Raw genomic sequence first — 26,150 nt, forward strand, 5'->3', positions numbered from 1 at the left:
GGGACGGTCGGGGCCGGGCGGATGACCGCGCCGGCCCCCGACCGTCGGGACGACCGCGCCGGCCCCGACCGTCCGGGCGGGCCGGCGATGCTCAGCGGGCCGGGGGCAGCGCGTAGCCGACGTAGTCGCGGTACTCGACCGTCCAGCCCTGCGGCACCAGTCGTACGCACTCGGTGCGGGGGCCGGTGCAGACGATCGCGTCGACCGAGGCCGGGTCGGCGGGCGGCCGGTCCGGCAGCACCGACTGCAACGCCACCAGCTCCGGCGGTCGGCCGTCCCCGTCCCGCAGCAGCAGCCACCACGGGTACTCCCAGTTGTCGTTCTGCTGCACCAGGCCGATCCGTCGGGCGTCGCTCTCCCGGACCGCCGAGGCGGCCCAGCGGAACTCGTCGGCCCACTGCGGCCGGCGCAGGAACCGGGTGTCCCACTCGGTGGTGGTGAAGACCGAGCCGGCACCGACCAGCCGGCGCGGGAAGCCGTACGACAGGGCCAGCACGCCGGCCAGCGCGGAGGTGGCCAGCACGGTCACCGCCAGCCCGACGGCCACCGAGCGGCGGCCCGGGGCGGCCCGCCGCCGGAACAGCGCGTCGAGCCAGAGCCCGGCCAACGGCACGGCCAGCACCAGCGCGTAGAGCAGCAGCCGGTTCCCCCACGGCTGCCACTTGATCATCGTGGTGTGCAGCCCGACCGCGAGCACCACCACGGCCGCGTACGCCCGCAGCGCCTTCGGCCGCCCGGGGCTGACCCGCACCGGGCGGGTCAGCGCGAAGGCCGCCCCGAGCAGTGCCAGCGAACCGGCCAGCGGGAACGCGACCCGGTCCTCGTCGGGATACCAGGACGGCACCGGGAAGACCTCCCGGCCGAAGGTGATCGCCCGGTCCTGCGGGTCGACGCCGACCGCCCGGGATCCGTCCATGATGACCTCGGCGGTGCCGGCGCGCAGCGGGGCGAGTGGGGTGTCGAACGCGGTGTGTCCGATCCGCAGCGCGTTGACCAGGACCGAGGCTGGGTCGTGCCGCTCCATCGGGATGGACTCGCGCAGCCGGGGCGGGCCCAGCGGGTGACCGAACTCGACGGTCTCCCGGACCAGGAACGGGCCCACCACGACCCCCGCCACCAGCAGCACCAGCAGCGAAGCACCGACCGTCCGGACCACCTGCCGGGGGCCGGTCGGGGTGGCCCGCCCGGCCGTGGTGCCCGTCCGCCCGGCGGTGCCGGCGGCCGGGCGGCGGGCCAGCCGGAGCTGGGCGACGCCCCAGAGCACCAGCAGCGGGCCGACCGCGATCAGCCCGCTGGTCTTGGTCAGCGCGGTCAGCCCGGTGACCGCCCCCAGTGCCAGCACCGCGCCGAGGTCGGCCCGGCGGTGCAGCCCGTCCAGCACGAGGGTGGCCGCGCCGGCCGCCCATGCGGCGGCCACCAGGTCGGTCTGGGTGCTGGTCGCCTGGAGCGCCACCATCGGCGTGGTGGCGAGCAGGAACGCGGTGAGCAGTTGGGCCCGCCGGCCCCCGCCGAGTTGGGCGGTGATCCGGGTGGCCGCCAGCAGGCAACCGATCCCGGCGGCCCACTGGACCAGGTGGTAGAGCGCGTCGCCGCCGGTGAGCAGGCGCAGGTGCAGCAGCAGGTACTCGGCGCCGGGCGGGATGGTCACCTGCCGGTGGATGGCGGTGGGCCAGAACTCCAGGCCGGCCTGGGCGACCCAGTGCTCCACCTTCGGCAGGTGGTACGTCTGCGAGTCGAAGTTGTTCGGCTCGGCGAGCAGCGCCACGACCAGTTCGACCAGCACCACCCCGACGACCGTGCCGGCCAACAGCCGCTCGCCCCGTCCGGCCGTACGCCGGAAGTCGGCCAGTCGGGCCGCCCAGCCGGCCAGGGTCGACGCGACGCCGCCCCGGCCGCCCTCCGGTGCCCGGCCAGGTACGGCGAGCGGGTCCGGTGCGGACACCGCGCCAACGCCGACCGGGACGGAGCCGCCGGTCGTCCCGACGGCCGCGCCGACCAGGGCCTCCCGGCGGGTCTCGGCGACCGTGGCCCGGTGGCGGACCTGCTGCCCTGCGCGTCGCCGTCCGGCCGCCACCGCCACGGCGGCGAGGAGCAGCAGCCAGGCCAGCGCGACGCCGGGCAGGGTGAGCGCGTGGACCGCACCGAGCGACTCCACGGTCAGCACGGCGAAGACGCCGACCAGCGCCGCGGCCCGGACGACGCCGAGGCGCGACGCGGCGACCACCCCGGCGGCAGGTGGCCGGAGCAGCGAGGTGAGCACCAGGAGCGTGACGACGGGGGCCGCCACGAGTATCCAGCCGGCTGCCGACATGGGCGGAAGTAAACACCATCTTCCTGAATGACCGGGTGCCGGACGCCGTGGTGGCGACCGGCGCGCGGCTGACCTGCCAGGCTAGGCTAGGCCCGACTTACTGTCGCCACCGTGGAGATTCCCGTGAAGCTCTCGATCCTCATGCCGGTCTACAACGAGGAAGAACGCATCGCGGCTGCCCTCAAGCAGGCATTGGCGGTCGACTACCCGTGCGAGATCGAGCTGGTCGTGGTGGACGACGGCAGCCGGGACGGCACCGGGGAGATCCTCGGCCGGGCGGACGACGCGCGGCTGCGGGTGATCACCCATCCGCGTAACGCGGGCAAGGGCGCGGCCATCAAGACGGCGGTGGACAACGCCGAGGGTGGATACATGGTCATCCTCGACGCCGACCTGGAGTACGACCCGCAGGACATCCCGCGACTGCTCGACCCGGTGCTCGACGGCCGCGCCACGGTGGTCTACGGCAACCGCACCTTCGGCAGCCACAGCGCCTACAGCTTCTGGTACGTGATGGGCAACAAGGGCGTCACGATGGCGGCGAACGTGCTGTTCAACTCCTACATCGGTGACCTGGAGACCTGCTTCAAGCTGATGCCGGTCGAGCTGTACCGGTCGCTGGACGTCCGCTCCCGGGGCTTCGGGATGGAGGCGGAGGTGACCGGCAAGCTGCTGCGTCGCCGGATCCGCCCGTACGAGGTGCCGATCAGCTACCGGGCGCGCGGGCGCGAGGAGGGCAAGAAGATCACCTGGAAGGACGGCGTCGAGGCGATCTGGATCCTCGGCCGGGAGCGCACCCGCCGCCGTCCCGTCAGCTCAACCCGCTGACCCCAGGAAGTCGCCGACCGCGCGGCGCAGCCCGGCCGGGTCCAGCCCGTGCCACCGGTCGTGGTCCTCGGAGGTGCCGTACCGCCGCAGGTCCGCGCGGCCCACACCGAGGCTGAGCAGCCGGTGTGGCCGGTCGGAGAGCGCCTCGGACACCACCCGCGCCGAGGTGCCGGCCAGGTAGGGCTCCACCAGGATCACCGTCGGGCCGGCGAGTGCCCGCAGCCCGGCCACGTCGAACGGCCTCGGCCGGTGGGTGTAGGCCACCGTCACCGGCAGGTCGGCCACCGCCGCGAGCGCGTCGTCCCGGACCGGCCCCACCGCGACCAGCAGCGCCGAGCCCGGCCCGGCGTCCCGCACCACCCGCAGCTCACCCGCGTCGGGGTACGCCTGCCCGTTGGTCCGCGTCGACAGCCGCACGTACGCCGAGTCCGACCCGCACACCACGTCCCGCAGCAGCGCCGGCACCTCGTCGGGGTGGCCGGGCACGTGCACGGTCCAGCCGTGCAGGGTGTCGATCAGGGCGACGTCCGCCGGTGCGAGGTGGGTCCGCCCGGCCGCCGCCCGGTCGTACGAGGCACCGACGCTGACCAGCACCGCCCCGACGCCCTGGTGGTCGAGGTCCAGCTTGATCTGCTCGTACGCCCGCTCGACCAGGAACGGGGCGTAGCTGTGCACGATCGGACGCTGCCCGGTGAGGGCGAGCCCGCCGGCCACCCCGACCATCAACTGTTCCCGGATGCCCACGTTGACGACCCGGTCCGGGTAGCGGCGAGCGGCCGGGGCGAAGGCGTCGGCGGAGATGTCGGCCAGCACGATCGTGGTCCGGGGGTCGTCCAGGAATCCGGTGGCGCTGGCGACGAAGGCGTCCCGCATGGTGATCACTGTCCGCTCCCCACGACGGCGACGACCAGGTGCGGGCGGTGCCCGTCGTGGCCGGTGAGGGCCGCGTGCAGGGCGTCCGGGTGGTGGCCGTCGACGGTGGCGGCGGTCCAGCCGTTGACGGTGAACCGGCTGGCCACCCCGCCCGGCCAGCCGTGACTGGCCGAGGAGTTGTCGACCACGATCGCGGTGAGGCCGGCCAGCGCGGTGGCCCCGGCGTAGGCGATCGCCTCGTGGTTGGAGCCCTCGTCGAGTTCGGCGTCGCCGAGCAGGACGTACACCCGGGGATCGGTACGGCGCTGGGCGCGTAGCCCGAGCGCGGTGCCGACGCCGAGCCCGAGGCCGTGGCCGAGCGAGCCGGAGCCGATCTCGACGCCGGGCACCCGGAGCCGGTCCGGGTGGTCGCCGAGGCGGCTGTCCGGGCCGCCCTGGTCGTCCAGCCAGTCGACCGGTACGAAGTCCTTCGCGGCGAGCACCGCGTAGTAGCCGGCGACGGCGTGGCCCTTGGAGAGCAGGAAGCGGTCCCGGTCGGGGTCGTCGACGGTGGCCGGGGTGACCCGCAGCACGCGGTCGTAGAGCACCCAGAGCACGTCGATCGTGGAGTACACGTTGGGGCCGAGTTCGCGGCCGGCGCGTACCCGTTCCAGTGGCGCGGTGACCGGGCCGGGGAGGGCGCGGTCCGGTGGGCGGGTGGCGGTCGTGGTGGTCATGCGGCTAGCCTGCAAGTTGAAGCCAACTTCAACTCAAGGCGACTGATGCACGAATCACTCACCATCGGGCAGCTCTCCGCGCGCAGCGGGGTCGCCCCGTCGGCGTTGCGCTACTACGAACGGCTCGGCCTGATCCGCGCCGAGCGCACCGGCGGCAACCAGCGCCGGTACGCCCGCACCGAACTGCGCCGGGTGGCGTTCGTCCGGATCTCCCAGCAGGTCGGCATCTCGCTGGACGAGATCCGCGCGGCGCTGGACTCACTGCCGTCCTCCCGTACCCCCACCCCGGAGGACTGGGCCGACCTCTCCCGGACCTGGCGGGAACGACTGGACGAGCAGATCAGGCTGCTCGGCAAGCTCCGCGACGACCTGGACGGCTGCATCGGCTGCGGCTGCCTGTCGTTGCAGCGCTGCACCCTCAACAACCCGGGCGACTCGCTGGCCGGTGAGGGCCCCGGCGCCCGCCTGGTGCTGCCCCGGGCCGGGGACCCCGTCACCCGACCGTGAGCAGCACCTTGCCCAGGTGGTCGCCGGACTCGACCAGCCGGTGCGCCCGCGCCACCTCGGTCAGCGGCAGCCGCCGGTCCACGACCGGCCGGACCGCGCCCGACTCCACCAGCGGCCACACCTGCTCCCGGACGCCCCGGACGATGTCCGCCTTGTCGTCCAGCGGGCGGGACCGCAAGGCGGTGGCCGCCACGGAGGCCCGCTTCGCCAGCAGCGCCCCCAGGTCCAGCTCGGCCTTCCGGCCGCCCTGCATGCCGATCACCACCAGCCGGCCGCCGTCGGCCAGCGCCGCCACGTTCCGGGCCAGGTAGGAGGCGCCGATGATGTCGAGGATCACGTCCGCGCCCCGCCCCTCGGTGACCCGCTGGATCTCCTCGACGAAATCCTGCTCGCGATAGTCGATCGCGTGGGCGGCGCCCAACCCGCGCAGCCGGTCGTGCTTCGCCGCCCGGGCGGTCACCACCACGGTCGCGCCCAGCGCCACCCCGAACTGCACGGCGAAGGTGCCGATGCCGCTGCCACCACCGTGCACCAGCAGCGTCTCGCCCGTGCCGAGGCGGGCCAGCCGGGCCACGTTCGACCAGACCGTGCAGGCCACCTCGGGCAGCGCGGCGGCGTCCACCAGGTCGACGCCGGCCGGCACCGGCAGAAGCTGCCCGGCCGGCACGGCCACCCGTTCGGCGTACCCGCCGCCGGCCAGCAGCGCGCAGACCTCCTGGCCGACCCGCCAGCCGGTCACCCCGGGACCGACCGCGCCGATCACCCCGGAACACTCCAGACCGGGGTACGCGGGGGCGCCCGGCGGCGGCGGGTAGCGCCCCTGCCGCTGGAGCAGGTCCGCCCGGTTGACCGCGCTGGCGGCCACGTCGACCACCACCTCACCCGGGCCGGGCTCGGGGTCGGGCACCTCCGTCCAGACGAGTGCGTCGGGGCCGCCGGGTTCCGGGATCGTGATCGCGCGCATGGCCCAGTCATACCCGATCCGGCCCCGACCCGTACCGGGGCGGCGATATCCGCCAGCCGGCGGCCGGGCCGGGCCACCGTTGACCGACGATGGCCGGATTTTCGACCATTGTGGACCGTCTGGCGGAGGTGACCCTGGTCATCGCAGGGATGAGCGACCTCTGGCGTACCGCGCCGGCCCCGCCCGGGGGTGGGAGGCCGACCCGCCGGACCGCCGTCCGTGGCAGACTAGGCAGCGATCGCGCACCCACGGGTGGCGGTCCGGGAGGGTTCGCCTAGTGGCCGATGGCGCTGGTCTTGAAAACCGGTAAGGCAGCGATGTCTTCGTGGGTTCGAATCCCACACCCTCCGCCGCGACGCCGACCGACTTGCCCGCGCCGGTCCGCCGGGCCGGCGCTTCTGGTTCGACCGGCGGCGTGGGCGGGGTATGAAGGGCGCAGGAAACCGCGCACACCGGAAGGACCCCGATGACCCTGGAACGACCGATCGCCCCGGACCCGTACGAGCTGCTGCCGACCGTCCCGTCGTTCACCGTCACCAGTGACGACGTGCACAACGGCGAGCCGATGGACGCGCGGCACGCGCACGGCAGCACCGGTGGCGGGAACGTCTCCCCGCACCTGACCTGGTCGGGCTTCCCGGCGGAGACGAAGAGCTTCGTGGTGACCTGCTTCGACCCGGACGCCCCGACCGGCAGCGGCTTCTGGCACTGGGTGCTGGTCGACGTGCCCGCCTCGGTGACCAGCCTGCCGACCGGGGTGGCGGAGGCCGACCTCGGCGGCGCGTTCAGCGTGCGCAACGACTACGGCGACACCGGGTTCGGCGGTGCCGCCCCGCCTCCCGGGGACCGCCCGCACCGCTACGTCTTCGCGGTGCACGCGGTCGACGTCGAGCACCTGGGCGTCCCGCCCACCGCCAGCCCCGCCTATGTCGGCTTCAACCTGGCCTTCCACACCCTGGCCCGGGCCGTGACCCGCCCCACGTACCAGATCAAGGACTGACCACCGCCGACCCCCGCGATCTTGCGCGTGCGGCCCCGGCAGGGACAGGAGTCGTGACGCCAGGGCGGTGCAAGATCGCGGGTGGGGGTGGGGTCAGGCCGGGACGCGGGCGACGGCGAAGACGGACTGGCCGAACGGGGGGCGGACGAGCTGCTCGGCGGCCTTGGTGGCGGGGAGGACGAGGGTGTCGTACACCTTCACCATCGGGCCCTCCTTCGGCATCAGCCGGAAGACCTTGGTGGCCATGAAGTAGCCGATCAGGCCGAGCGCGTTGGCGTAGTGCATCGTCTCGACCCGTAGCCCGGCGGAGGTCATCGCCGCGGTGAGGGTCTGCTTGGTGTACCGGCGCACGTGGCCGGTGGCGACGTCGGCCGGGCTCATCGCGAACTGGAACGCCGGCACGATGATGATCACGGCACCGCCCGGCCGGACCAGGTCCTTCATGCTGCTCAGCGCGCCCACGTGGTCCTCGATGTGCTCCAGCACGTTGTACGAGACGGCCGCGCTGTAGTCCCCGCCCTCCGGGTGCGGCAGCAGCATCTCGCGGACCTCGATGGTCGGCTCGTCGGCCAGCCGCTCCTTCAGCGCGACCAGCCGGTCCGGGTCGGCCTCGGTGGCGGTGAACCGGGGCACGTGCCGGGCCCACTCCAGCGCGTAGTCACCCAGGCCGCTGCCGATCTCGATCGGGTTGTCACCGAGGTGGGGCACCGCCAGTTCGACGAACCATCTGCGGTGGTTGACCGCGGTGGCCAGGCCCTCCAGGACCTCGGACTGGACGCGCTGATCCCCAGTGATTTCTACCATGCGTCGATTCCTCACGATATGACTGACCCGCGCCTGGACCGACAGAGTGAATCATCCGCAGGAGGGGCGGAGGAAACAGGGCACCGTGGTGGCCGAATTGTGGTCGGGGGTGGGCACGTGATCGGCGGTCGGCGAACCCGGCACATAGTACGCAGTCCGCCGAAACATGTCACGCCCCCTCCATAGGGCAACTACGCTGGGAATTGTTATGACTACTCCCGAATCGGACCCCGGGGTCGGCCGATCCGGCGTCGGGGACGCCGAGGTGGCGGCGGGCCGTGGCGTCCGCTGGCGGGAGGGGTGGCGGTGGGACGTCGCCGCCGTGCTCAGCTTCGTCCTGCTGGCCTTCTGGGTGACCGCCCGGTTCTGGCGCGGTCCCGGCGTCGGGGTGCGGGACAACCGGACGGACCAGGCGCAGTTCGAGTGGATGATGGCGCACGGCGCTCGGGTGGTCACGGAATGGGTTTATCCATTCAGCTCGGACCGGATGAACGTGCCCGACGGCGTGAACCTGATGGCCAACACGTCCGTATTATCCATTTCAATACCAATGACGCCGGTCACCGTCCTCTTCGGTCCGCACTGGTCATTCCTCGTCTTTCTCACCGCCGGAATGGCGGCCACCGGCACCGCCTGGTACTTCTTCCTGTCCCGGGTGGTCACCCGGTCCCGGGGGCCGGCCTGGCTGGGCGCGACGTTCTGCGCGTTCGCGCCGGCGATGGTGTCGCACGCCAACGCCCACCCGAACATCGTCTCCCAGTTCGTCGTACCGCTCATCGCCTGGCGCACCCTGCGGCTGGTCGAGCCGGGCCGGTGGCTGCGCAACGGGGTCCTGCTCGGCCTGCTGATCGTCTGGCAGGCGTTCCTCAACCTGGAAATCCTGCTGATGACCGCCATCGGGCTCGCCGTGGTGGTCGGCGCGCTCGCCCTCGGCCGCCCGCACCTGCGCCGGGGCACCCGGCCGTTCCTCGCCGGACTCGGCGTCGCCGCCGTGCTCTCCGTCGTGCTGCTGGCCTACCCGCTCTACGTGCAGCTCTTCGGACCCGGCTCGTACCACGGGCTGTCCCGGTTGATCCGGGGCTACCGCACCGACCTGGCCGCCTTCGTCGGCTGGTCCCGGGAGTCGCTGGCCGGGGACGCCCGTTCCGCCGGGCCGCTGGCCCGCAACCCCACCGAGGAGAACGCCTTCTTCGGATGGCCGCTGGCCGTCCTCACGGTCGCCCTGGTCTGGTGGCTGCGGCGCAGCGCCCTGGTGCTCGGACTGGCCGGCGTCGCCGTGCTCTTCGCCGTCCTGTCGCTGGGCCGGGAGGTCCAGTTGTACGGGCGGGACACCGGTGTCCCCGCCCCCTGGGCGCTGCTGGAGGACCTGCCCCTGCTGCACTCCGTGGTGCCCACCCGCTGGTCGCTGGCGATCACCCCGATCGTCGGGGTGCTGCTGGCCCTCGGCGCGCACCGGGCCCGGGAACTCGCCCACCGCCATCCGTCGGCCCGCCGGCAGATCCGCTTCGGCACGGTGACCGTCCTGCTGATGGCGCTGCTGCCGCTGCTGCCGACCCCGTTGCCGGCCACCCGCCTCGACCCGGTTCCGGTCTTCGTCACCTCCGGCGACTGGCGTCCGTACACGGCGGGCAGACGCAGCGTGGTGACCCTGCCGCTGCCCGACAACACCTACCCCGACCCGCTGCGCTGGTCGGCCCGTACCCGGCTGGAGATGCCGCTGGCCCGGGGCTACTTCCTCGCACCGGACACCCGGCCCGGGTCGCCCGAGCCGGACGCCGCGCTGTTCACCGCCCCGTTCCGGCGGACCAGCAACTTCTTCGGCGGGGTGGCACGGACCGGGGAGATCCCACCGGTCACCGCCGCCGACCGGGCCGCCGCCGTGGACGATCTGCGCTACTGGCGGGCCGGCGTGGTGATCCTCGGCCCACACCGCCACGCCGACGCGCTGCGGCAGGCGATGACCGCGCTGACCGGGATCAGCCCCACCCGGACCGGCGGGGTGTGGCTCTGGGACGTCCGGCCGCTCACCGGCTGACCGGTGAGCGCGGAGTCCTGCGCCGAGGTGGCCGGCCCGGCCGGCGGGCGGGACGCGGCGGCGCGGACCGACCGCGAGGACCGGGGGTCAGGCCGGGCGGACGCAGCAGCCCTGGCAGACCTTCGGGCTGGGCAGGGTGAACGCCAGGCAGCAGGTGCGCCGCTGCACGGTCGGCTCGCCGTTGCGACCGGGCACCAGCTCGACCAGGTCCGCCACGTCGAGCGTGTCGAGCAGGGTGCCGATGGTGCGCACCGAGGAACCCGGCAGGACGTCCGCCGCGCGCAGGATGCCGTGCGCGATGCCGGAGGCGACCGAGCCGAGCAGGGTACGGGTGCCCACTCGCACCTCGGCCTGGATCGCGGTGATCAGCGGGGCGAGGTGGGCATCGAGCAGCGAGGTGCGCAGCACCCGGAGCAGCTCCGCCTCGTCGGCGACCACCCGGACCTCGGGCCGACCGGCCAGGGCCAGCGGGTCACCGGGCAGCACCGCGACGGTGGTCGAGCGACGTAGTCCCATGGTGAGCAACTGCCGCTGGTCCTCGAAGTGGATCAGCAGGTCGGCCGGGTCGAGCAGCGGCACCCGGCGGGCCGAGGCCCAGCCGAGCACCACCGGCAGGGCGGCCCAGTAGCTGTAGGACTTCCAGGCCAGCGCGGCGCAGGCATGCGGGGTGCCGCCCCAGCGCCGGGCGGCGGCGCGCAGGAGGTCCGGCAGCCGGGTGCCGTCGAGCAGCGTGGTCGCGGGGCTCCAGCCGGCCTCGTCGGTCACCACCAGGCCGGGGGCGAGGCCGGGCAGCACGTCGGTGCCGAACATGGCCCGCAGGGTGCCGGTCACCGGGGCGAGCGGGCTGGCGAGGTCCTGCGCCGGCATCACCGCTGTCACCTGGCCCGTCCCCTCCTGCGACCTGCTCGGCCCGCTCCGCATGCCGCGAGGCGTCGTCCGTTGAGCTAAGGCTAGCCTAACCATGCCGGGTGACCTGAGGGAAGCCTCACCAAAGTCGGATCGGGAGGCCCGGGTCACTCCGCCGACGTCGTTGGCGGCGAACCGGCCCGGGCACCGCGTACTACCCGGCGGGCCGGGAGGAAAACCCGGCGCAGTGTCAAGGCATATGTCGGCAACGTGCCAGTTCAGTACGGGCGGGTCGGGAAAACGTGAAGACTTGTCGTCCCGGCTGCGTGAGGAAGCTGATGACGACCTCTCCCCTGGAGCGGGCCGCCGAGTCGTTCGCGGCGGAACTCGCCCGGCACCGGACGGGACGAGGGCTCTCCAAGAAACAGCTCGCCACCCTGATGGGCTTCGACCCGTCGTACGTCAGCCACGTCGAGGGGCGCCGGCACCGGCCCACCGAGGACTTCGCCCGCCGCGCCGAGGCCGTCCTCGACGCCAGCGGCGCGATCTGGCAGCGGTTCCGCGAGTACGACCAGCTCCGCCACGCCCGGGCCGCCCCCGGCCAGCGCGAACCGGCCCCACCCGGCCAGTGGCTCCCCCCGGGCACCGGCCTGGTCGTCGAACGGGAGACCGCCGCCCTCACCCTGGTCGACGGCACCTACCGCTGCCTGATCCGCCGCCAGCTCCACAACGCGGGCAGCGAACCGGTCACCCGCTACCTGGTCCGGGTCGCCGTCGACCGTTGGCCCGACGACCCGGGACGCTCCAACCGGCACCACCGGGCACACCCGCTCACCTTCGCCGAGCTGCGCTTCCGGGCCGTCCACCACGACGGCGGGGCCCGGGAGCCGATGCACTGGCGGGTCCGCCACGACCGGGACGCGTACAAGGAGATCTGGCTGCTCTTCGAGAACGCCGACGGGCCGTTCCCGCTGCACCCCGGCGAACGGGCCGAGGTGGAGTACGCCTACCGGGTCGGCCGGGACAAGTGGGGCCCCTGGTTCCAGCGCGCCGTCCGCCTGCCCACCCGGCACCTGGCCGTACGGCTGGACCTCCCGGCGGCGCTGGACCCCCGGGTCTGGGGCGTGGAGACCTCGCTCTCCGCCGACGAGGGGCCGCTGCGCACCCCGGTACGCCGGCACGACCGCGGCGACCGGGCGGTCTTCGACTGGTCCACCGACGATCCGCCGCTCAACACCCGCTACCGCCTCCAGTGGCGGTTCCGGCAGGAACCGGCGGAGACCGGCCCGGCGACCGAGACCGGCCCCGCCGACCGGCTGCGCGCCCTCGGCGTGCTGCCCCCGGCCGCCACGCCGCCCGGCCGGCCGGCCCGCCCCTTCGAACTGCCCCGGGAGTCCACCGCCGCCAGGGAGGTGGTCGACCGGCTCACCGACCTGCTGACCCGCGCCGACGAGCTGCACCCGTTCAGCGGCGGGATGGGCCTCGCCGCGCCGCAGCTCGGGCTGGACGCCGCAGTGGCCGTGGTCCGCCCCGCCGACCGGGCCGCCCCGCCGGTCGTCCTGGTCAATCCCCGGGTGGTCGACGAGAGCCCGGAGACCGTCGAGCAGTACGAGGGCTGCCTCTCCGCCGCCGAACACCGTGGCCTGGTGCCCCGACCGCTCCGCGTCGACGTGGAACACGCCCGCTGGGACGGCAGCCGGATCATCACCTCGTTCGCGTACGGGATGGCCCGGCTGGTCGCCCACGAGGTCGACCACCTTCAGGGGCGGGCGTGGACCGACCGGATGGCGCCCGGCGTGCCGCTGGTCCCCGTCGAGGAGTACCGCGACAACGGCGGCTGACCCGTCGGCACCCGGCGGCGGAGTCGTTCGCGGTGGCCTGGTCGGCGTCGCGGAACAACGCGCCGGCCCCGCAAGGGGGACCGGGTCGCGTGCCCCAGGGGGCGGGGGCACGCGACCCGGTTCGGGGGGAGGAAAGCTCTACAGGTTGCCGAAGGTGTCGTACCGGATGTGCTGCGGCGGGACCTCGTCCTCGGCGAGCGCCCGCAGGGTGGCCCGGACCATCGGCGCGGAACCGGAGACGTAGCAGTCGTGCGTCGTCCACGGGCCGTACCGGGCGATCACCTCGGAGACGTCCCCCTGCTCGCCGTCGAAGTCCGGGTCGTCGCTGCACGACGGGGTCACCGACAGCCAGGGGTGCGCGGCGACCAACTCCGCCAGCCCGGCCAGGCCGTACAGGTCGTCGGCGTGCCGAGCGCCGTAGAAGACGTGCACCCAGCGGGTCCGGTTCCAGCCGGCCAGCTCCTCCACCAGCGCCTTCACCGGGGCCAGGCCCACCCCGCCGGCCACGCAGAGGATGTCCCGCTCCGACTTCCGGTCCACCGTCATCGAACCCATCGGCGCGGCCACCCGGAGCAGGTCGCCCGGCTTGGTCCGGCGGACCAGCGCACCGGAGACCCAGCCCGCGCCGGCCGGCGTACGGACGTGGAACTCCAGCACGTTGTCGTCGTTCGGGGCGTTCGCCACCGAGTACGTCCGCCACACCCGGGGCAGGTGCCGGGGCGACTCGACGCTGACGTACTGTCCGGCCTTCCAGGTCAGCGGGTACTGGAGCGCGCGCACCGTCAACACGGCGGTGTCCCGGCCGTGCCGCTCGTGGGTCAGCACCTCGGCGTGCCAGTACGGCGGGTTCCCGTCCGCCTCCGCCCCGGCCAGCATCTTCTCCGCGATCGCCGCGTACGCGTCCCGCCAGGCCTGGTCGTACTCCAGGTTCCAGCCGTCGCCGGCGGTGCTGCGCAGCGCGTCCAGCAGCGCGACCCCCATCGTCGCGTAGTGCGCCGCGTCGACGTGGTACTTGCGGTGGTCCCGGCCCAGCGCGCGCAGGTACTCCTCGAAGCTCTCCGGGTCGTCGACCACCTGGGTGGCGGTGACGATGGCGTCCAGGATCCGGTCGCCCTGCCCGGTCATCTCCACCGGGAAGAGCCTGCGCAGCTCGGGGTCGAGGAGGAACAGCCGAGCGTAGAAGTGACCGCCCAACCGGTCCCGGTTCTCCTCGACCAGGGTCCAGCTCTCCTTCAACAGCCGTGCGAAGTCGTCCACGGGGGGTGCTCCTCCTCCTGACGGCGGATCGGGCCCGGATAGAATGTCCACGGAGCGTGCCCACCGGTCGCACAGAATGTGCGACCGGCTCACCCGGGTCGTCCGGCCGGTGCCGTCGACCCTCCCGGTCGGGCAGAGTGGTGCGGTGACCGTTGAGCAGCTCACCCGCCCGGTGGCCCGCCGGGTCCTCGGCACCGAGACCCTGCTGGTGCTGGGCCTCTCGCTCGGGCAGTCGGCCGTCTACGCCGTGGTGTCGCTGACCGCGAAGCTGACCGCCGAGGGGCCACTGTCGAAGCAGACCGCCTCACTCAACACCTCGCAGTCGGCCCGGCCCTGGCTGGACCTGACGTACCAGCTACTCGGCATCGCCTTCGCGCTGCTGCCGGTGCTGCTCGCCGTACACCTGCTGGCGCGCGACCCCGGCGACCCGGCGCGGACCCTCGGAGTGGACCTGCGCCGCCCCGGGTCGGACCTGGCCCGGGGCGCCGGGCTGGCCGCGCTGATCGGCCTGCCCGGCCTGGCCCTGTTCTGGGCGGCGGCGCAGCTCGGCGTCAACGCCACGCTGGTCCCCGCCGGCCTGCCGCACCTCTGGTGGGCGGTGCCGGTGCTGATCCTTGCCGCCGTGCAGAACGCCGTGCTGGAGGAGGTGATCGTGGTCGGCTACCTGGTCACCCGGCTGCGCCAGCTCCACTGGCGGCTCGGCGCGATCATCGCGGCCAGCGCGCTGCTGCGCGGCTCGTACCACCTCTACCAGGGCTTCGGCGCGTTCCTCGGCAACGCCGTGATGGGTGTCGTGTTCAGCCTCTGCTACCTGCGCACCCGGCGGGTGCTACCGCTGATCGTGGCGCACACCCTGCTCGACGTGGTCGCCTTCGTCGGCTACTCGCTGCTGCCGAGGGCATGGTTCACCTGGCTCTGACCGGACGGTAGGCGGCCACCGCCCGGGCGGCGAGCCGTTCGACGGCCGCCGCGTCACCGGCCGCCGTGGCGAGCACCGCCGCCCCCGGCAACAGCCGGGCGGCCAGTCGCAACGCCGCCCACCCGCCGGCCTGCGCGGCCAGCGGCGCGCCCAGCCGCCAGGCCGCCTCCACCGCGCGTGGCCACGGTCCGTCGCCCGGCCCGTCCGCCACCCGGGCCGCGTCCAGAGCGGTACGCGCGCTGTCGGCGTCCGGGTGCACCCGGGTCAGCACCAGCAACTCCACCGCCCGGTCCGGGTGCACCGGGTCCCGGTCGTACGCCGCCGCGACATGCAGCACCAGCCCGGCCTGCGTCCAGAGCACCGTCACCAGCTCGGCCACCGGCGCGAAGAGTCCGGCCACCGCCGCCGCGGCCCCGCCCGCACCGGCCGCCCGGACGAACCGCCGGGCGGCGAGCCGGGCCAGCCCGTCCGGACCGGCATCCGGGTACGTCACCCGCAACCCACGCGCCCAGTCCCGGGCCTGCGGCCCGATCCCCGCCACGGCCGCCAGGGCCAGCAGTTCGGGTGCGTAGCCCGGGTGGGCCAGCAACCGGTCCCGCAGGCCCGCCAGGTCCAACTCCCCGGCCTCGACGGTCGGCTCCCCGGTGCCGGCGGTCGGGCCCGGGTCGGTGCTGGTCCCGGCGCCGGCAACCGGGCCGGGCCCGCCGGTGGGGTCGGTGTCGCCGGACGGCGGCGTCGGCGGGCGACTCCTGGCCGCCGGTACCACGGCGGACGTGGTCGACTTCCGTGCTGCCGCCTTCCTCGGCGGCGTCGTCCTTCGGGGCGGCGTCGACTCCCCGGGTGGTGTCGACTCCCGGGGTGGTGTCGACTTCCGGGGCGGCGTCGACTCCCGGGGCGCGGAGGACAGGCCAGCCTCCTCGGCCGCCGCGGCGTCGCGGTCGACCTCCGGCGTCGGGGCGGTCTTCCGCGCCGCCGCACCCCGCCGCCTCGGCGACGTACCGGTCTCGGCGGGCACCTCACCGGCGCTCACCGGCTCCGCCCTGGGCGTCCGCCGGGCCCTGGTGGTGTGCTGCCGGGTGGGACCCCCGGCCGCCGGGTCCGCCGCGGCCCCCGTACCGCTCGGGCTGCCGGTTTCCGTCGGCGGCTGGTCGCCAACCGCCGGGGTCTCCGGTGTGGCGGAGTGTTCCTGACCTCGGCGGACGCGGGTGCCGCGCCGCTGCTCCGGCTTCCCCGAGGAGGTCGGATCCGGTCCGGGTTCCGGCTCCCGCGCCGACTCCGCCGACCCGACGGGGGTTTCCTGGCCCGACCGTGCCGGCGTGTCCGGTTTCCGGTCCGGCGGCACGGTCGGCGTCGGGTCCGCCTCGGGTGCGGCGGCCGGGCCGGGTGCCTGCCGGGGCCGGCCGGCGTCCGGCTGCCGGGGCAGCGCAGGCTCGGCATCGGGTGGCCGGAAGAGCACCGCGGGAGCGGCCTTGGCCGGACGCGCCCGCTTCGGCGTCGGCTGCTCCTCCCCGGCCACCGGGGTCGACCTGGGCGGCGTGGGCGGTGGCGTGAAGGTGGCCTTCGGGGAGCGGTTGCGCGCCTGGTCACGGGGTGCGCGACGGGGCGGGTCGCTCGGCGGCTGCTGCTCCTGCATGTCGATGGAGCGTAGTCCCGAACGTGACCTCGCACACGGTGAAAACACGTCGGCGCCCGGACCGGCGGCACCCGCCCGCGGTAGTCGCTTTGCTCCGGGTGGGGGCGGACCTGTATCCTCGTCCGCGGTGGTCCGCAGGGTCACCGGAGGAGACTTCGCCTAGTCTGGTCTATGGCGCCGCACTGCTAATGCGGTTGGGGTCTTAAAGCCCCTCCCGGGTTCGAATCCCGGAGTCTCCGCGCGAAAACCGGTTGTGTAGACTGGTCGAGCACCGAGCGCCCGTAGCTCAATGGATAGAGCATCTGACTACGGATCAGAAGGTTAGGGGTTCGAGTCCCTTCGGGCGCACAAGATCATCAGACGTCTGGCCTGCGGAAACGCGGTCAGGCGTTTTTTGTTGATCGTCCCGGTTGGTCAGTGGGTGTCGCGTGGGTGTCATGTGGGCGCCGTCACTTTCCGTAACCATGCTTGGGCCGCATGTGCGTTGACCTGCTCTTTCGTGGTGAGGTCACTAGTGCTTGACGGGTAGTGCTCTTGTTTTTTGGGCGGGGTGTGGGGCGGTTGCTCTGGCCCGTCTTCCTGATCTTTTCGCGGGTGCGGCGGGCTGCGGCGAGAACCAGTCGGGCAGTGGCTTCGGCGCTCCTACGCTGGGCATATGGCAGGACGCTGGTGTAGGTGTCAGCGGTGGTGACGATGCTTGCGTGGCCGAGCTGATCTTGCACGGTTTTGAGGTCGGCACCGGCTTCGTGGGCGAGGGACGCGGCGCCGTGGCGGAGGTCGTGGAGACGGATCGGCGGGATGTCGGCTCGCTTGACGAGTCGACTGAAGTGCCGTGTGGCGTATTCGGGGTGCAGGGGCCGACCGTCTGGGCGGATGAACACGTAGCCGCTGTCGTAACAGGCTCTGCCTGCCGCCTCCCGGGCGGCCTGTTGCTGACGCTGGCGGCGAAGGTGCTCGCGGAGCACGGCCACGGTGTGTTTGTCGAGAGCGACGGCGCGCGTGCTGGCAGTCGTTTTGGGTTCTCCTTCGATGACCTGGTAGCCGACGACGGTGCGGCTGCGGAAGATGAACAGAACGCCGTGGTCGAGGTCGATGTCCGACCAGCGCAGGCCGCATGCCTCGCCGCGACGTAGGCCGCGTAGGGCGATGAGCCACCACAGCGCGAAGAGCCGGTCGGTGGTCACCGCGTCGAGGAACGCGGCGAGATGAGGCGCGGTCCAGACGGCGACCGCTGGCCGTTGACCGGTTGCCCGCCATTCCGCGACGCGTGCGGGTGTCCACACCTGGGCGTGTGGCTTGCGGTAGGACGGGAGTTCGAGGTGACGAATCGGGTTGGCGTCGAGGAGGCCCTCCCGGACAGCGAGGTTAAGTGCCGCGCGAAGAGTGGTCCGCAGATGCTGCAGGCATGAGGGCGACTGTGGCTGACCGCGTCCGTTGGTGGTCTGTGCGATGTCGTCGAAGCCGCCGCGGATTCGGCGGATGTTGAGGTCAGCCAGGGTGATCCTGCCCATGTGCGGGATGAGGAATTGTTCGACGTCCCGGGCGTACTGGGCCCTGGTGGTGTCCTTGATCTTCGTGCGGGTGGACAGCCAATACCGCAGCCACCGCTCCAGGGTCCATCCCTGCGCGGTGCGTTCCTCGCCGGTCTGGGTCAGCCACTCGTTGCGCGCTTGGGTGGCGGCGGCCTTGGACCGGAAGCCGCCTCGGCGGGCACGTGCCGGCCTGCCGAACGCGTCGGTCGCGGAGCAGGCGAAGTACCAAGTGCCATGGCCGCGTTCCGGCAGGCGCGCGCAGTTGGCTTCGAGCCGCTTCTTCGTTTCATTGTGCCGGCAGCCACACCGCTTGTAGATAGTTCCCGAACCAGCCACGAGTCTCCCTTTTTCTTGTGCGCTAAGGAGGTATTTGTGAGGACTAGTCACATTCTTCGTGATGGTGTGGGGGGTAGACGGACAGCCAGTCCGTCGCGCGGTGCGGAGCTGGCGGCGACCCCGATCACCAGTACTTGCGGCCGTCTCCAAAGACAGCCATTATGGACGGACGACGAACAAATCCATCGCTCCCACGCGTCTTCAGACACCCCCATTGGGGAGGGGTCTGTTTAGCGAAGGGTGGAAGCATGGAGAGTGGTTCCCTGATCCGGCTGTTGTGCCTGGTCATCGCCGTCTTGTCGGGCGGCTTGACCGCGACGATTACCAGTTGGATCTCCTGGGCCATCGAGCCGAGCATCGGCCAGGCTTTGCTGTCGGGTGGGGTCGCGTTCGGCGGCTGCTGCGCCCTCGTCCTCACCGCGATCCGGTTCCTGTCCGGCCGCGACGCGTGACGCCCCCGGTATCCGGGCGATCCCTGGCGAGGGCTGGGGTCGTCCGGAGCCGACAACCAAGCAACGCTTGGCCGCCCGGCAACTTCGTAGGTCGTCCCGAATCGGTTTCTTGCTCGATGCCGGTGATGAACTGTGACTATTGGTCGGGACGGGTACCTCGCCCCACGCGCTGACCTGGAGCACCGCGTCGGGGACTTGCTGCGGCGCCTCTGCGGCAGGTTGTGCCCGATGCCACCGCCCACCGTCCGATGCTCATAGCGGCCGGTGAGCCGCTTCGGGTATCTGGTGACCATGGGTCCGGTGCTGCATGCTGGTGCCGTAGCGGTAGCACGATGCAACGGGGGAGGCGGCATGGTTCAGCTACGGCTCGTATCTACCTCCGAACCTCAGCGTATGAGGCTGCCCCTTGCCGACGTCGTGTGCGCGTTGCTTGCCAGCGGCCCGGTGACGCGTGCGCCGGTCGATCCTGCATGGCCGCTGCACCGTGCCTTGCTTGAGCTGCGCGAAAGGGCCTTGGCGGCAGGGTTAGCCGATCCGCTGAACGGGGCGCTGACCCGGCCGGACCCGCACGTCGGCGTCCGCGTCGTTGGGGCGGATCAGGCGCTGCGCTCGCTCCGGGTTGAAGGCTTGGTCGTGCCGGTCGGGTCCGGGGCGTCGGCGGGGTGGGAGCTGACCGCCGAGGCCGCGATGGCTGCCAGGCATGGTGGCCTTCGCACCTGTCTGGCTAATCCAGACCTACTGTTTTGGGCTGCTCAACGCTGGAAAGCGTCGCTGTGCGCTGTCGAAAAGGCCCGGTCCAGGGCATCTCGGTCATCGGGATCCACCACAGCTTCGGGTTCGAGTCGTCGCCAGGCTGCGCCATCTCGGTTGCGGTAGAAAACGTTCACGCGCATCCGGCCACGATGTCGCCCGGCGCCCAGCGGCACAGCCTCGACGCGGTAGGAACGGGCTCTTCCATCGCGGCCTGGCAGCCCCGAACCCTCCCACTCGCGGGGCCCGCCGTCGCGGGGCCCGCACAGCCGCCAGTCGATCGTCTTGCACTCCTGTAGCCGGCGAAGCGCGTCAATGGCGGATGCGGGCCTCGATGACGGCGCCTGCGCGGCCATCGACCGGACTGCCCTACGCACCTGCGGATTGACGTGCGGAGGAAACTCGGCGAGGCCGTCCGGGAACGCCCGCCGGTTGCGCCCCAATGCCTCCTCCATCTGGAGGGGGTCCATCCGATCGTAGGGGAACGGTCCTCGCAGCATCTCGAGCAGTGTCACGCCAAGGCTGTAGACGTCCGACCGCGCGTCCAGTACCCCAGACGCGTACTCCGGCGGCCGGTAAAGCAAGGTCCCGCCGTGCGCGCTGCAGGTCGGATCACCGTCCGACAGAGGAGCGGCGGACCCAAGGTCGCTGAGGTACGCCGTCTTGCGGTCCTGATCGAGCAGGATGTTGCCCGGCTTGACGTCGCGGTGCAGGAACCTGTGCTGGATGTGGAGGTGATCGAGCGCGTCCAAGACCTGTCCCGCGAGCAGCAGCGCCCGACGAACCCCGAAGCGGTGGCCCTCCTTCAGCGCGTCGTGGACACTCCCGCCGGGCTGGTAGTCCATGACGAGCGTCAACCCAAAGTTGATCTCTGGGTCCGGCTGGGCGTCGCGGATCCTGACGACATGATCGTGCTGAACCCGGTCGAGCAGTCTCGGCTCCTGATAGGCGACGGCGTCCTCGAGGCCGAGAAGGTCGATGGTCTTCTGCACCAGCATCCGCTGCAGCGGCTCGTGCCAGACGAGCCGGACTTCGCCGACTGCACCCCCGGGCAGAGTCCGGAGGAACGAGTACGACGGCTGATCGAGCCGATCGCCGTGAAGCACCTCAGGCCCCCGCCCTCACCGCGGCGGCAGCGAGCGCGGCCAGATTGCGGCCATCGCCCCAGTAGCGGCCACTGCGCGTGACTACGCCCTCACCAAGCTTCGCCAGCTTGCCGCGCCCAGTCAACGAGAACACGCCCTTGACCGCCTGGTGCGAGATGTACCGGCACGGAATGTCGGCCTTTGCGCACTCCAACCGCAGCAGCGTCTCCATGGCCAGCCGGTCCGTCCACCCGGTGTGCGTGTCCACGTGATTCGAGACGGCTCGCAGGATTACCACCTCAGACCCGCCGGCGTCGCGCAGCGCGCGAGCGGCGTCCTTTCCGAACTCGACCAACCGCTCAGGCTCGGAGAGGCCGTCTCGGAAAGCCAGCCGCTCGGGTTTGCCGTCCAGGATGCCCCCGTCATCGGCGACCACGAGGTACGCGTACGACGACGTGCACGCGACACCGAGCGTAACCATGCTCCACGCCCTCCCGACCTACAGCGGTCCGTCCCCACGCCTACCGGGTAGGTCTGGCACGTGTCGTTTCCCGGCCGGCATCGGGGCCGCAGGCGCGTACCGGACGGATGGTGGAGCGGCCCGACCGCAGGGGGCTTGGGTCGCCAAGGTGCCGCCCGAGCGTCGAAAGGCAGGGCTACCTGGTAGGAGGTCCCCCGACCGGCACGCCAAAAAGGTACCGGACGCGCCCCAGTATTAGAAGTTGACATTGTGGACCGAGCACGCACGCCTACCCGAGCTGACCGATTAGGACACTCGTCGAGCACACACCAAGGCGCTGTCGTGCGGACCCCCGCCTAGCTGGCAGGGGTGGACGATGCGGTGGTGGTGCGGGTGAGCATGCCGTCGGTGGGGGTGAGGGCGTGCACCGCCAAACCGGTCAGCAGGCGGATCCGGCCGTCGTCGACGTGCGCGCGCAGCCGGGAGCCCTGCTGACGCCGCCCCGCACACGGGCGACGAAGAAGACCCGCTGAACGTCACCGTCGCAGACGGCGACCACGTCGGCTGACCGGCCTGAACCCGACGCACCGCCATCGACCCACGGCAGGGCATTCACCGCACGTGCACATCGAGAACGCAAGCCCCGCGGCTGTCACCGGCTATCACAGCCTCGGCCGGACAACGGCCTCCCCACCCAGGCGCCCCGCGCTGGGTCACGACACGCGGCGGACCTCATCCGGCCCGAACCGCGAAACGAAGAGCCGGCCGAGGTCCTGCCAGTCCTGGACCGAAGCCCGTTCATCGGCGTGCAGCTCAAGACACTCGTTAACGGTCCAGTCCTCGTAGGTGACATACGGCTCGCACCACCGCCCGCTGCGCCACGCCGCCCGGGTGCCCTGGCGCCCTTCGGACCTGCTCATGCCGATCCAGAACAGATTCCCTGGATCGGTCCGGGGGCCAGCGAGGCTCGGAAAGCGCGTCGCCGGTGCCCACCTGCGCCAAGCGTGGTTGAACCCAAGCTCCAGATTCTGTTTGGCGCTGGACACCGCTTCGACGCCCTGCGCAAGCACACCTAGCGCCATTCCCTCGACCACATGCTTCACCTGCTGGTCCTTCGTCGGCATGCGCCGATGCTACGACGAGCCGCCAAAGGCACCCTTCACCGCGAGGACCGCCAACGGACTCCGGGCGGCAGGTGACGGCGATGCCCGCCTGTCGCCGCGCCGCCCGGCACTCCACCGATGACCCGTGTCAGCGGGACTTCTCCGGCCGTCCGGGCCGCCGCCGGCCTGCCGAGGACCGAAGGTTGGCGCCTCCTGTGGCCGAGGACGGCTTCCACCGAGGGCGGCAGGCAGGTGCCGCCGCTGGCCGCGCCTCCGCGGGGCGTTCCTGCGGTGGCTTCGGATGGTGGCTGAGCTGGCGCCGGATCTCCTCGCCAGGTTTGGCAGCGTCAAGGACCAGACGCGCGGTGGCTTCCGCGGCCTCGCGCTGAGACTCGGGCAGGACGCTGGTGTAGATGTCCGCGGTCAGTTGGATGGTGGCGTGCCCGAGTTGGTCCTGCACCGCTTTGAGGTCGGCGCCGGCCTCCCGCGCCAGGGTCGCCGCGCCGTGGCGCAGGTCGTGCAGCCGGATCGGCGGCAGCCCAGCCCGGTCAACCAGCAGCCGCATCCGCTGGGTGAGATACCCCGGGTGGATCGGCATCCCGTCGGGTCCAGTGAACACGTATCCGCTGTCGTGCCACACCTTCCCGGCTGTGGCCCGCAGGTCGCGCCGCTGGGCTTGCCGCTCGCGGTGCTGGCGCAACACCCGCACCGTGTGCTGGTCCAAGGCCACGCTCCGGCGGCTGGTCCCGGACTTCGGTGGCCCCTCGTGCACGTCGTAGCCGGCAGTGGTGCGCTGCCGCACCACCGACAACTGGCCCGCGTGCAGGTCGACCTCGCTCCACCGCAGGCCGGCGGCCTCACCGCGGCGCAGACCCCGCAGGGCGATCAGCCACCACAGGGCGAACAGGCCGTCGTCGCGGACGTAGTCCAAGAAGGCGGCCAGTTGTGTGGGTGTCCACACCGCGACGGTGGGCCCCTCCCCGGTGGCCCTCCACTCGGCGACGCGGGACTCGGTCCACACCTGGGCCTGTGGACGGGGACGCGCGGGTAGCTCCAGGTGACGGGCCGGATTGGTGACGAGCAGGCCCTCGCGCACGGCGCCGGTCAGCGCCGCCCGCAGCGTCGTGTGGATGTGCTGCAACGTGCACGGGCTCTGCAGTTGCCCGGACCGGTTGCGAGTGGCCGCGATCTGGGCGAACGCCGCGGCGAGCTGCCGTGAGCTCAGGTCACCGAGGATCAGCTGGCCGATGTGCGGGATCAGGAAACGCTCGACATCGTGGCTGTAGTGCATTCGCGTCGTCGGCCGGATCCGGGTCTTGGTTGACAGCCAGTACCGCAACCAGCGGGTGACCGTCCAGGACCGGCCGGCCTGCTCCTCCCGGGACAACGCCAGCAACTCGTCACGCGCCGTGCGCGCCGCCGCCTCCGACGCATAGCCACCCCGGCGGATCCGCTCGGTCTGCCCGAGCAGATTGCGGGTTGAGCAGTGGAAGTACCAGCTGCCGTGAGCGCGTTGCGTCAGCTGCGGACAGGACGCGCCGCGCCGCCGGCCCGTCTCCGGGTTCACACACCGGCACCGCTTCACGACGACACCCTGACTGTTCATGATCTCCCCCTCTGATCTGGTCAGGGGCTCATCGTCGCGGCACCGCAGGGAGCGACTGTGGGCTTCAACCCGAAATATTCGGCATCCGTCGAGTAAGAATGGAATGAGGTGAAACGTGGCTGACGCCAATGACGGTCAGGGGCCACGCCATTTGGCCGATGTCGAGAGAGCCAAGTTGAGGCAACCGGCGCGACGGCGTAAGCCGATCATCGATCACCGCGAACCAATCTTAGAACTGTTGTACGACTTGGCTCGGCGCCGGAGGTTGCTCGGCGGATCGTTCCGGCAAAGTCCGGGTCGCGGCCGTAGGGCGTGGCCGCCTCGCTGCCGATACCCGATGAGAGGCAATCGCGGCCGGTGCGCAACTAATGGCCTGCGTGAACAGCACGCGGGACTCCCAGCGTCAGTGCTGGATGGCCCCTGGTGTCTGCGGTGGCGGCCCGGCCGGTGTGGGCCGCGGATGCCCGCTACTGGCGTTTGATCGACCGCGTCGGACGCTATTTCTGTCAGTAGGGTGCGGCACACTCAGCAGTGCGGGCATGCATTGCGACGTGATTGGCGGCTATGAAGATCACAGGCGAACGGATCAGGGCTGCGCTGGACTTGAATCCGACCCTGACGCTTCTCAAGGCGTACTCCAGAGAGTGGGTGCTGCCTCTGTTCGCCGAGCACCTCGAGCAGGTTGACGGGTCGGTTTCGGCCGAGTGGTTCCACGAACGAGTTTCCGAGGCGCGCGAGAAGATCCCCGAGTGGCAGGGCACTGTCACGCCGGCCGATCACTGCCGGGACTGGATCGAGAAGCGCTGGCTGGAGACGGAGACGCTCAACGGACGTCTGAGGTACCGCCTGTCGCCCTACTCCCTGCGAGCGCTGCGGTTCGTCCGCGAGCTCGTCGAAGGTGAGACCACCGTCAGTGGCGCCCGCCTTGGCTCCATCTCCAACGCGGTACGACGCCTGGCCGACATGACCAACCCGGACCGGGGCGTGCAAGTGCGGCGCATTGACCAGCAGATCGCCGAGCTGCGTAAGAGACGCGAGGACATCGCCTCCGGTCGGGTGCGGCTGGCGACGGTGGAGGAGATGAAGCAGCAACTGCTCGAGATTCTTGCCATGACGCGGTCTCTGCCGGCCGACTTTCGGCAGTTGCGCACCATGGTGGAAGACCGTCACCAGGAGGTGGCGCGACGGGCAATGGTCCAGGGACCCCGCAAGGCGGACCTCGTGGAGGACTACCTTCGCGAGAACGATCTGTTGTCGAAGACAAGTCAGGGCACGGCATACCTCGGGTTTTCCCGGCTGCTGTCGTCCCGGCAAACCGAGCAGCTCCGCGCCGACATTGACCAGATCCTCGCGCAGGGATTCGCGCGCGAACATGTGACTGCCTCGCAGCGTGAAGAACTCGACGGCATGCTCTCGACTCTGCTCGCCGCGGAACTCGACGTGCAGAACAGCTACGTACGCTGGTCTGCGTCGCTGCGCCGCTTCCTCACGCGTGTCGCTCACGGTCGCCACCAGCGGCTGCTCACCCTCGCTGATCGCGCCTTGCACGCCGGCACCGCTTGGGTGCAGGCCGAACGGGGGCAGCGGTATGTCCCGCAGGACGTGCTCGGCGTGGGTCCACACGCCGTCATCGACATCTCTCAGACCCAGCTGTGGCGCGACCACGGCCCGCAGGAGGTCGTCGTCGAGGTCACTGAACAGCGCAGGACTCTACCCACGCAGGACCGGGCTGCCCTTCGGTTGGCGGCAGGAACCAGCCCGCGTGCCGTGGGACGAACCATCAACATGTTGCTCGTCGGCCGGCCAGTGGTGACCGGCGCCGAGGTCTTCGACGCCACCGCCGAAGAGTTCCAGCGCTTGGGCACCTTGGTGAGCCTGCTGGATCTTGCAGTCCTGCACGGACAGGTCGATACGAACCTCGTCGAGACGGTACGGCTGTCCGGAGACCGGGCCACCACCCTGATAGCCGCGCTGCCTCACCTCGTCTTCGATGCCCCCGTGCCCACGAAGGAGATGCCGTGAGCGATCGCATCGACGTCCTCGATGACGACTCAACACCCAGCGACAACCTGGACGAGTACGGCTTCGACGGCGACGATCCGGACAGCCCAGACGGGTCACGCCTGCCAGCCCCGGCGCGACGGGCGCTGGCGACCCTGCTGACCAACAGATTCATCACCCGCTCGCGCAACCGGGCCGCGTGGGAGGCGCTGCTGGCGTACGAGAACGAGATCCGTGAGCGTCTCGCCGACATGTACCTGCTCCTCATCGTCGATCGTTGCTTATCCCTTG

At 71.8% G+C, this 26,150-nt stretch carries 22 protein-coding genes and 3 tRNA genes; 12 read left to right on the top strand and 13 right to left on the bottom strand.

What is annotated here, in order from left to right; all coding sequences use genetic code 11:
* Nucleotides 1-91 precede the first annotated feature (91 nt).
* Nucleotides 92-2,311: a hypothetical protein gene (locus ACIQG9_RS27805; protein WP_400407989.1), complete on the bottom strand. Its 2,220-nt coding sequence runs from the start codon at nucleotides 2,309-2,311 to the stop codon at nucleotides 92-94.
* 123 nt (nucleotides 2,312-2,434) lie between these two features.
* Between ACIQG9_RS27805 and ACIQG9_RS27810 the strand changes: the two genes are divergently transcribed.
* Entirely contained in the window at nucleotides 2,435-3,139 is a 705-nt protein-coding gene (locus tag ACIQG9_RS27810; RefSeq protein WP_400408028.1) for a glycosyltransferase family 2 protein, read from the top strand.
* Here ACIQG9_RS27810 and ACIQG9_RS27815 read toward each other — a convergent pair.
* Entirely contained in the window at nucleotides 3,128-4,012 is an 885-nt protein-coding gene (locus ACIQG9_RS27815) for a transketolase family protein (protein ID WP_400408029.1), read from the bottom strand. The genes ACIQG9_RS27810 and ACIQG9_RS27815 overlap by 12 nt on opposite strands.
* Nucleotides 4,013-4,017: 5 nt before the next feature.
* Nucleotides 4,018-4,728: a transketolase gene (locus ACIQG9_RS27820; RefSeq protein ID WP_400407991.1), complete on the bottom strand. Its 711-nt coding sequence runs from the start codon at nucleotides 4,726-4,728 to the stop codon at nucleotides 4,018-4,020.
* Between the two features lie 45 nt (nucleotides 4,729-4,773).
* Here ACIQG9_RS27820 and soxR point away from each other — a divergent pair, with 45 nt between their 5' ends.
* A complete protein-coding gene (soxR, locus tag ACIQG9_RS27825; RefSeq protein WP_400407993.1) occupies nucleotides 4,774-5,235 on the top strand; it encodes a redox-sensitive transcriptional activator SoxR in 462 nt (153 codons plus the stop codon).
* Here the strand turns inward: soxR and ACIQG9_RS27830 are convergent.
* Nucleotides 5,222-6,199: an NAD(P)H-quinone oxidoreductase gene (locus tag ACIQG9_RS27830; protein ID WP_400407995.1), complete on the bottom strand. Its 978-nt coding sequence runs from the start codon at nucleotides 6,197-6,199 to the stop codon at nucleotides 5,222-5,224. The genes soxR and ACIQG9_RS27830 overlap by 14 nt on opposite strands.
* A gap of 263 nt (nucleotides 6,200-6,462) precedes the next feature.
* Between ACIQG9_RS27830 and ACIQG9_RS27835 the strand changes: the two genes are divergently transcribed.
* Nucleotides 6,463-6,549: transfer RNA gene (locus ACIQG9_RS27835), tRNA-Ser, on the top strand.
* A gap of 116 nt (nucleotides 6,550-6,665) precedes the next feature.
* Entirely contained in the window at nucleotides 6,666-7,199 is a 534-nt protein-coding gene (locus ACIQG9_RS27840) for a YbhB/YbcL family Raf kinase inhibitor-like protein (RefSeq protein ID WP_400407997.1), read from the top strand.
* Nucleotides 7,200-7,292: 93 nt separating this feature from the next.
* On the opposite strand, the gene ACIQG9_RS27845 is transcribed toward ACIQG9_RS27840, so the two are convergent.
* Entirely contained in the window at nucleotides 7,293-8,003 is a 711-nt protein-coding gene (locus ACIQG9_RS27845; RefSeq protein ID WP_400407999.1) for a class I SAM-dependent methyltransferase, read from the bottom strand.
* A 208-nt stretch (nucleotides 8,004-8,211) separates the two neighbouring features.
* On the opposite strand from ACIQG9_RS27845, the gene ACIQG9_RS27850 reads away from it, so the two are divergent.
* Nucleotides 8,212-10,038 (top strand): hypothetical protein, encoded by a 1,827-nt coding sequence (locus ACIQG9_RS27850; protein WP_400408001.1) that lies wholly within the window; start codon nucleotides 8,212-8,214, stop codon nucleotides 10,036-10,038.
* Between the two features lie 87 nt (nucleotides 10,039-10,125).
* Here ACIQG9_RS27850 and ACIQG9_RS27855 read toward each other — a convergent pair whose 3' ends face one another.
* Nucleotides 10,126-10,905 carry a hypothetical protein gene (locus tag ACIQG9_RS27855; protein WP_400408003.1) on the bottom strand — a complete coding sequence of 260 codons (780 nt, stop codon included), beginning with the start codon at nucleotides 10,903-10,905 and terminating at the stop codon, nucleotides 10,126-10,128.
* A gap of 317 nt (nucleotides 10,906-11,222) precedes the next feature.
* On the opposite strand from ACIQG9_RS27855, the gene ACIQG9_RS27860 reads away from it, so the two are divergent.
* Nucleotides 11,223-12,725: a peptide deformylase gene (locus ACIQG9_RS27860; RefSeq protein ID WP_400408005.1), complete on the top strand. Its 1,503-nt coding sequence runs from the start codon at nucleotides 11,223-11,225 to the stop codon at nucleotides 12,723-12,725.
* Nucleotides 12,726-12,863: 138 nt separating this feature from the next.
* Here the strand turns inward: ACIQG9_RS27860 and ACIQG9_RS27865 are convergent, their stop codons facing one another.
* On the bottom strand, nucleotides 12,864-13,982 hold the full coding sequence (locus ACIQG9_RS27865) for a globin domain-containing protein (protein ID WP_400408006.1): 1,119 nt from the start codon (nucleotides 13,980-13,982) through the stop codon (nucleotides 12,864-12,866).
* A gap of 145 nt (nucleotides 13,983-14,127) precedes the next feature.
* On the opposite strand from ACIQG9_RS27865, the gene ACIQG9_RS27870 reads away from it, so the two are divergent.
* Nucleotides 14,128-14,901, top strand: a complete 774-nt coding sequence (locus ACIQG9_RS27870; RefSeq protein ID WP_400408007.1) for a CPBP family intramembrane glutamic endopeptidase — start codon at nucleotides 14,128-14,130, stop codon at nucleotides 14,899-14,901.
* Here the strand turns inward: ACIQG9_RS27870 and ACIQG9_RS27875 are convergent.
* The gene (locus ACIQG9_RS27875; RefSeq protein ID WP_400408009.1) at nucleotides 14,888-15,667 is read right to left on the bottom strand and encodes a hypothetical protein; all 780 of its coding nucleotides are present in this window, start codon (nucleotides 15,665-15,667) and stop codon (nucleotides 14,888-14,890) included. The genes ACIQG9_RS27870 and ACIQG9_RS27875 overlap by 14 nt on opposite strands.
* A gap of 7 nt (nucleotides 15,668-15,674) precedes the next feature.
* On the opposite strand from ACIQG9_RS27875, the gene ACIQG9_RS27880 reads away from it, so the two are divergent.
* The 3 genes from ACIQG9_RS27880 (at nucleotide 15,675) to ACIQG9_RS27890 (ending at nucleotide 16,882) form a co-directional block, all read left to right on the top strand.
* On the top strand, nucleotides 15,675-16,091 hold the full coding sequence (locus ACIQG9_RS27880) for a hypothetical protein (RefSeq protein WP_400408011.1): 417 nt from the start codon (nucleotides 15,675-15,677) through the stop codon (nucleotides 16,089-16,091).
* Nucleotides 16,092-16,682: 591 nt separating this feature from the next.
* Nucleotides 16,683-16,773: transfer RNA gene (locus tag ACIQG9_RS27885), tRNA-Ser, on the top strand.
* A gap of 36 nt (nucleotides 16,774-16,809) precedes the next feature.
* Nucleotides 16,810-16,882, top strand: a tRNA-Arg gene (locus ACIQG9_RS27890).
* A gap of 101 nt (nucleotides 16,883-16,983) precedes the next feature.
* Here the strand turns inward: ACIQG9_RS27890 and ACIQG9_RS27895 are convergent.
* Nucleotides 16,984-18,402, bottom strand: a complete 1,419-nt coding sequence (locus tag ACIQG9_RS27895) for a tyrosine-type recombinase/integrase (protein ID WP_400408012.1) — start codon at nucleotides 18,400-18,402, stop codon at nucleotides 16,984-16,986.
* Between the two features lie 248 nt (nucleotides 18,403-18,650).
* On the opposite strand from ACIQG9_RS27895, the gene ACIQG9_RS27900 reads away from it, so the two are divergent.
* Entirely contained in the window at nucleotides 18,651-18,854 is a 204-nt protein-coding gene (locus tag ACIQG9_RS27900) for a hypothetical protein (RefSeq protein WP_238659690.1), read from the top strand.
* 752 nt (nucleotides 18,855-19,606) lie between these two features.
* Here ACIQG9_RS27900 and ACIQG9_RS27905 read toward each other — a convergent pair.
* The 4 genes from ACIQG9_RS27905 to xerC form a co-directional block, all read right to left on the bottom strand.
* The gene (locus ACIQG9_RS27905) at nucleotides 19,607-20,710 is read right to left on the bottom strand and encodes a serine/threonine-protein kinase (protein WP_400408013.1); all 1,104 of its coding nucleotides are present in this window, start codon (nucleotides 20,708-20,710) and stop codon (nucleotides 19,607-19,609) included.
* Nucleotide 20,711: 1 nt separating this feature from the next.
* Nucleotides 20,712-21,170 (bottom strand): hypothetical protein, encoded by a 459-nt coding sequence (locus ACIQG9_RS27910; protein WP_400408014.1) that lies wholly within the window; start codon nucleotides 21,168-21,170, stop codon nucleotides 20,712-20,714.
* A 692-nt stretch (nucleotides 21,171-21,862) separates the two neighbouring features.
* Nucleotides 21,863-22,273: a hypothetical protein gene (locus tag ACIQG9_RS27915; protein ID WP_400408015.1), complete on the bottom strand. Its 411-nt coding sequence runs from the start codon at nucleotides 22,271-22,273 to the stop codon at nucleotides 21,863-21,865.
* Nucleotides 22,274-22,400: 127 nt separating this feature from the next.
* Nucleotides 22,401-23,987 carry a tyrosine recombinase XerC gene (gene xerC, locus ACIQG9_RS27920; RefSeq protein ID WP_400408016.1) on the bottom strand — a complete coding sequence of 529 codons (1,587 nt, stop codon included), beginning with the start codon at nucleotides 23,985-23,987 and terminating at the stop codon, nucleotides 22,401-22,403.
* 435 nt (nucleotides 23,988-24,422) lie between these two features.
* Between xerC and ACIQG9_RS27925 the strand changes: the two genes are divergently transcribed.
* On the top strand, nucleotides 24,423-25,880 hold the full coding sequence (locus tag ACIQG9_RS27925; RefSeq protein ID WP_400408017.1) for a DUF3375 family protein: 1,458 nt from the start codon (nucleotides 24,423-24,425) through the stop codon (nucleotides 25,878-25,880).
* Nucleotides 25,881-26,150: the final 270 nt, after the last annotated feature.

It is taken from the genome of Micromonospora sp. NPDC092111 (assembly GCF_044755745.1).
Lineage (GTDB): Bacteria > Actinomycetota > Actinomycetes > Mycobacteriales > Micromonosporaceae > Micromonospora.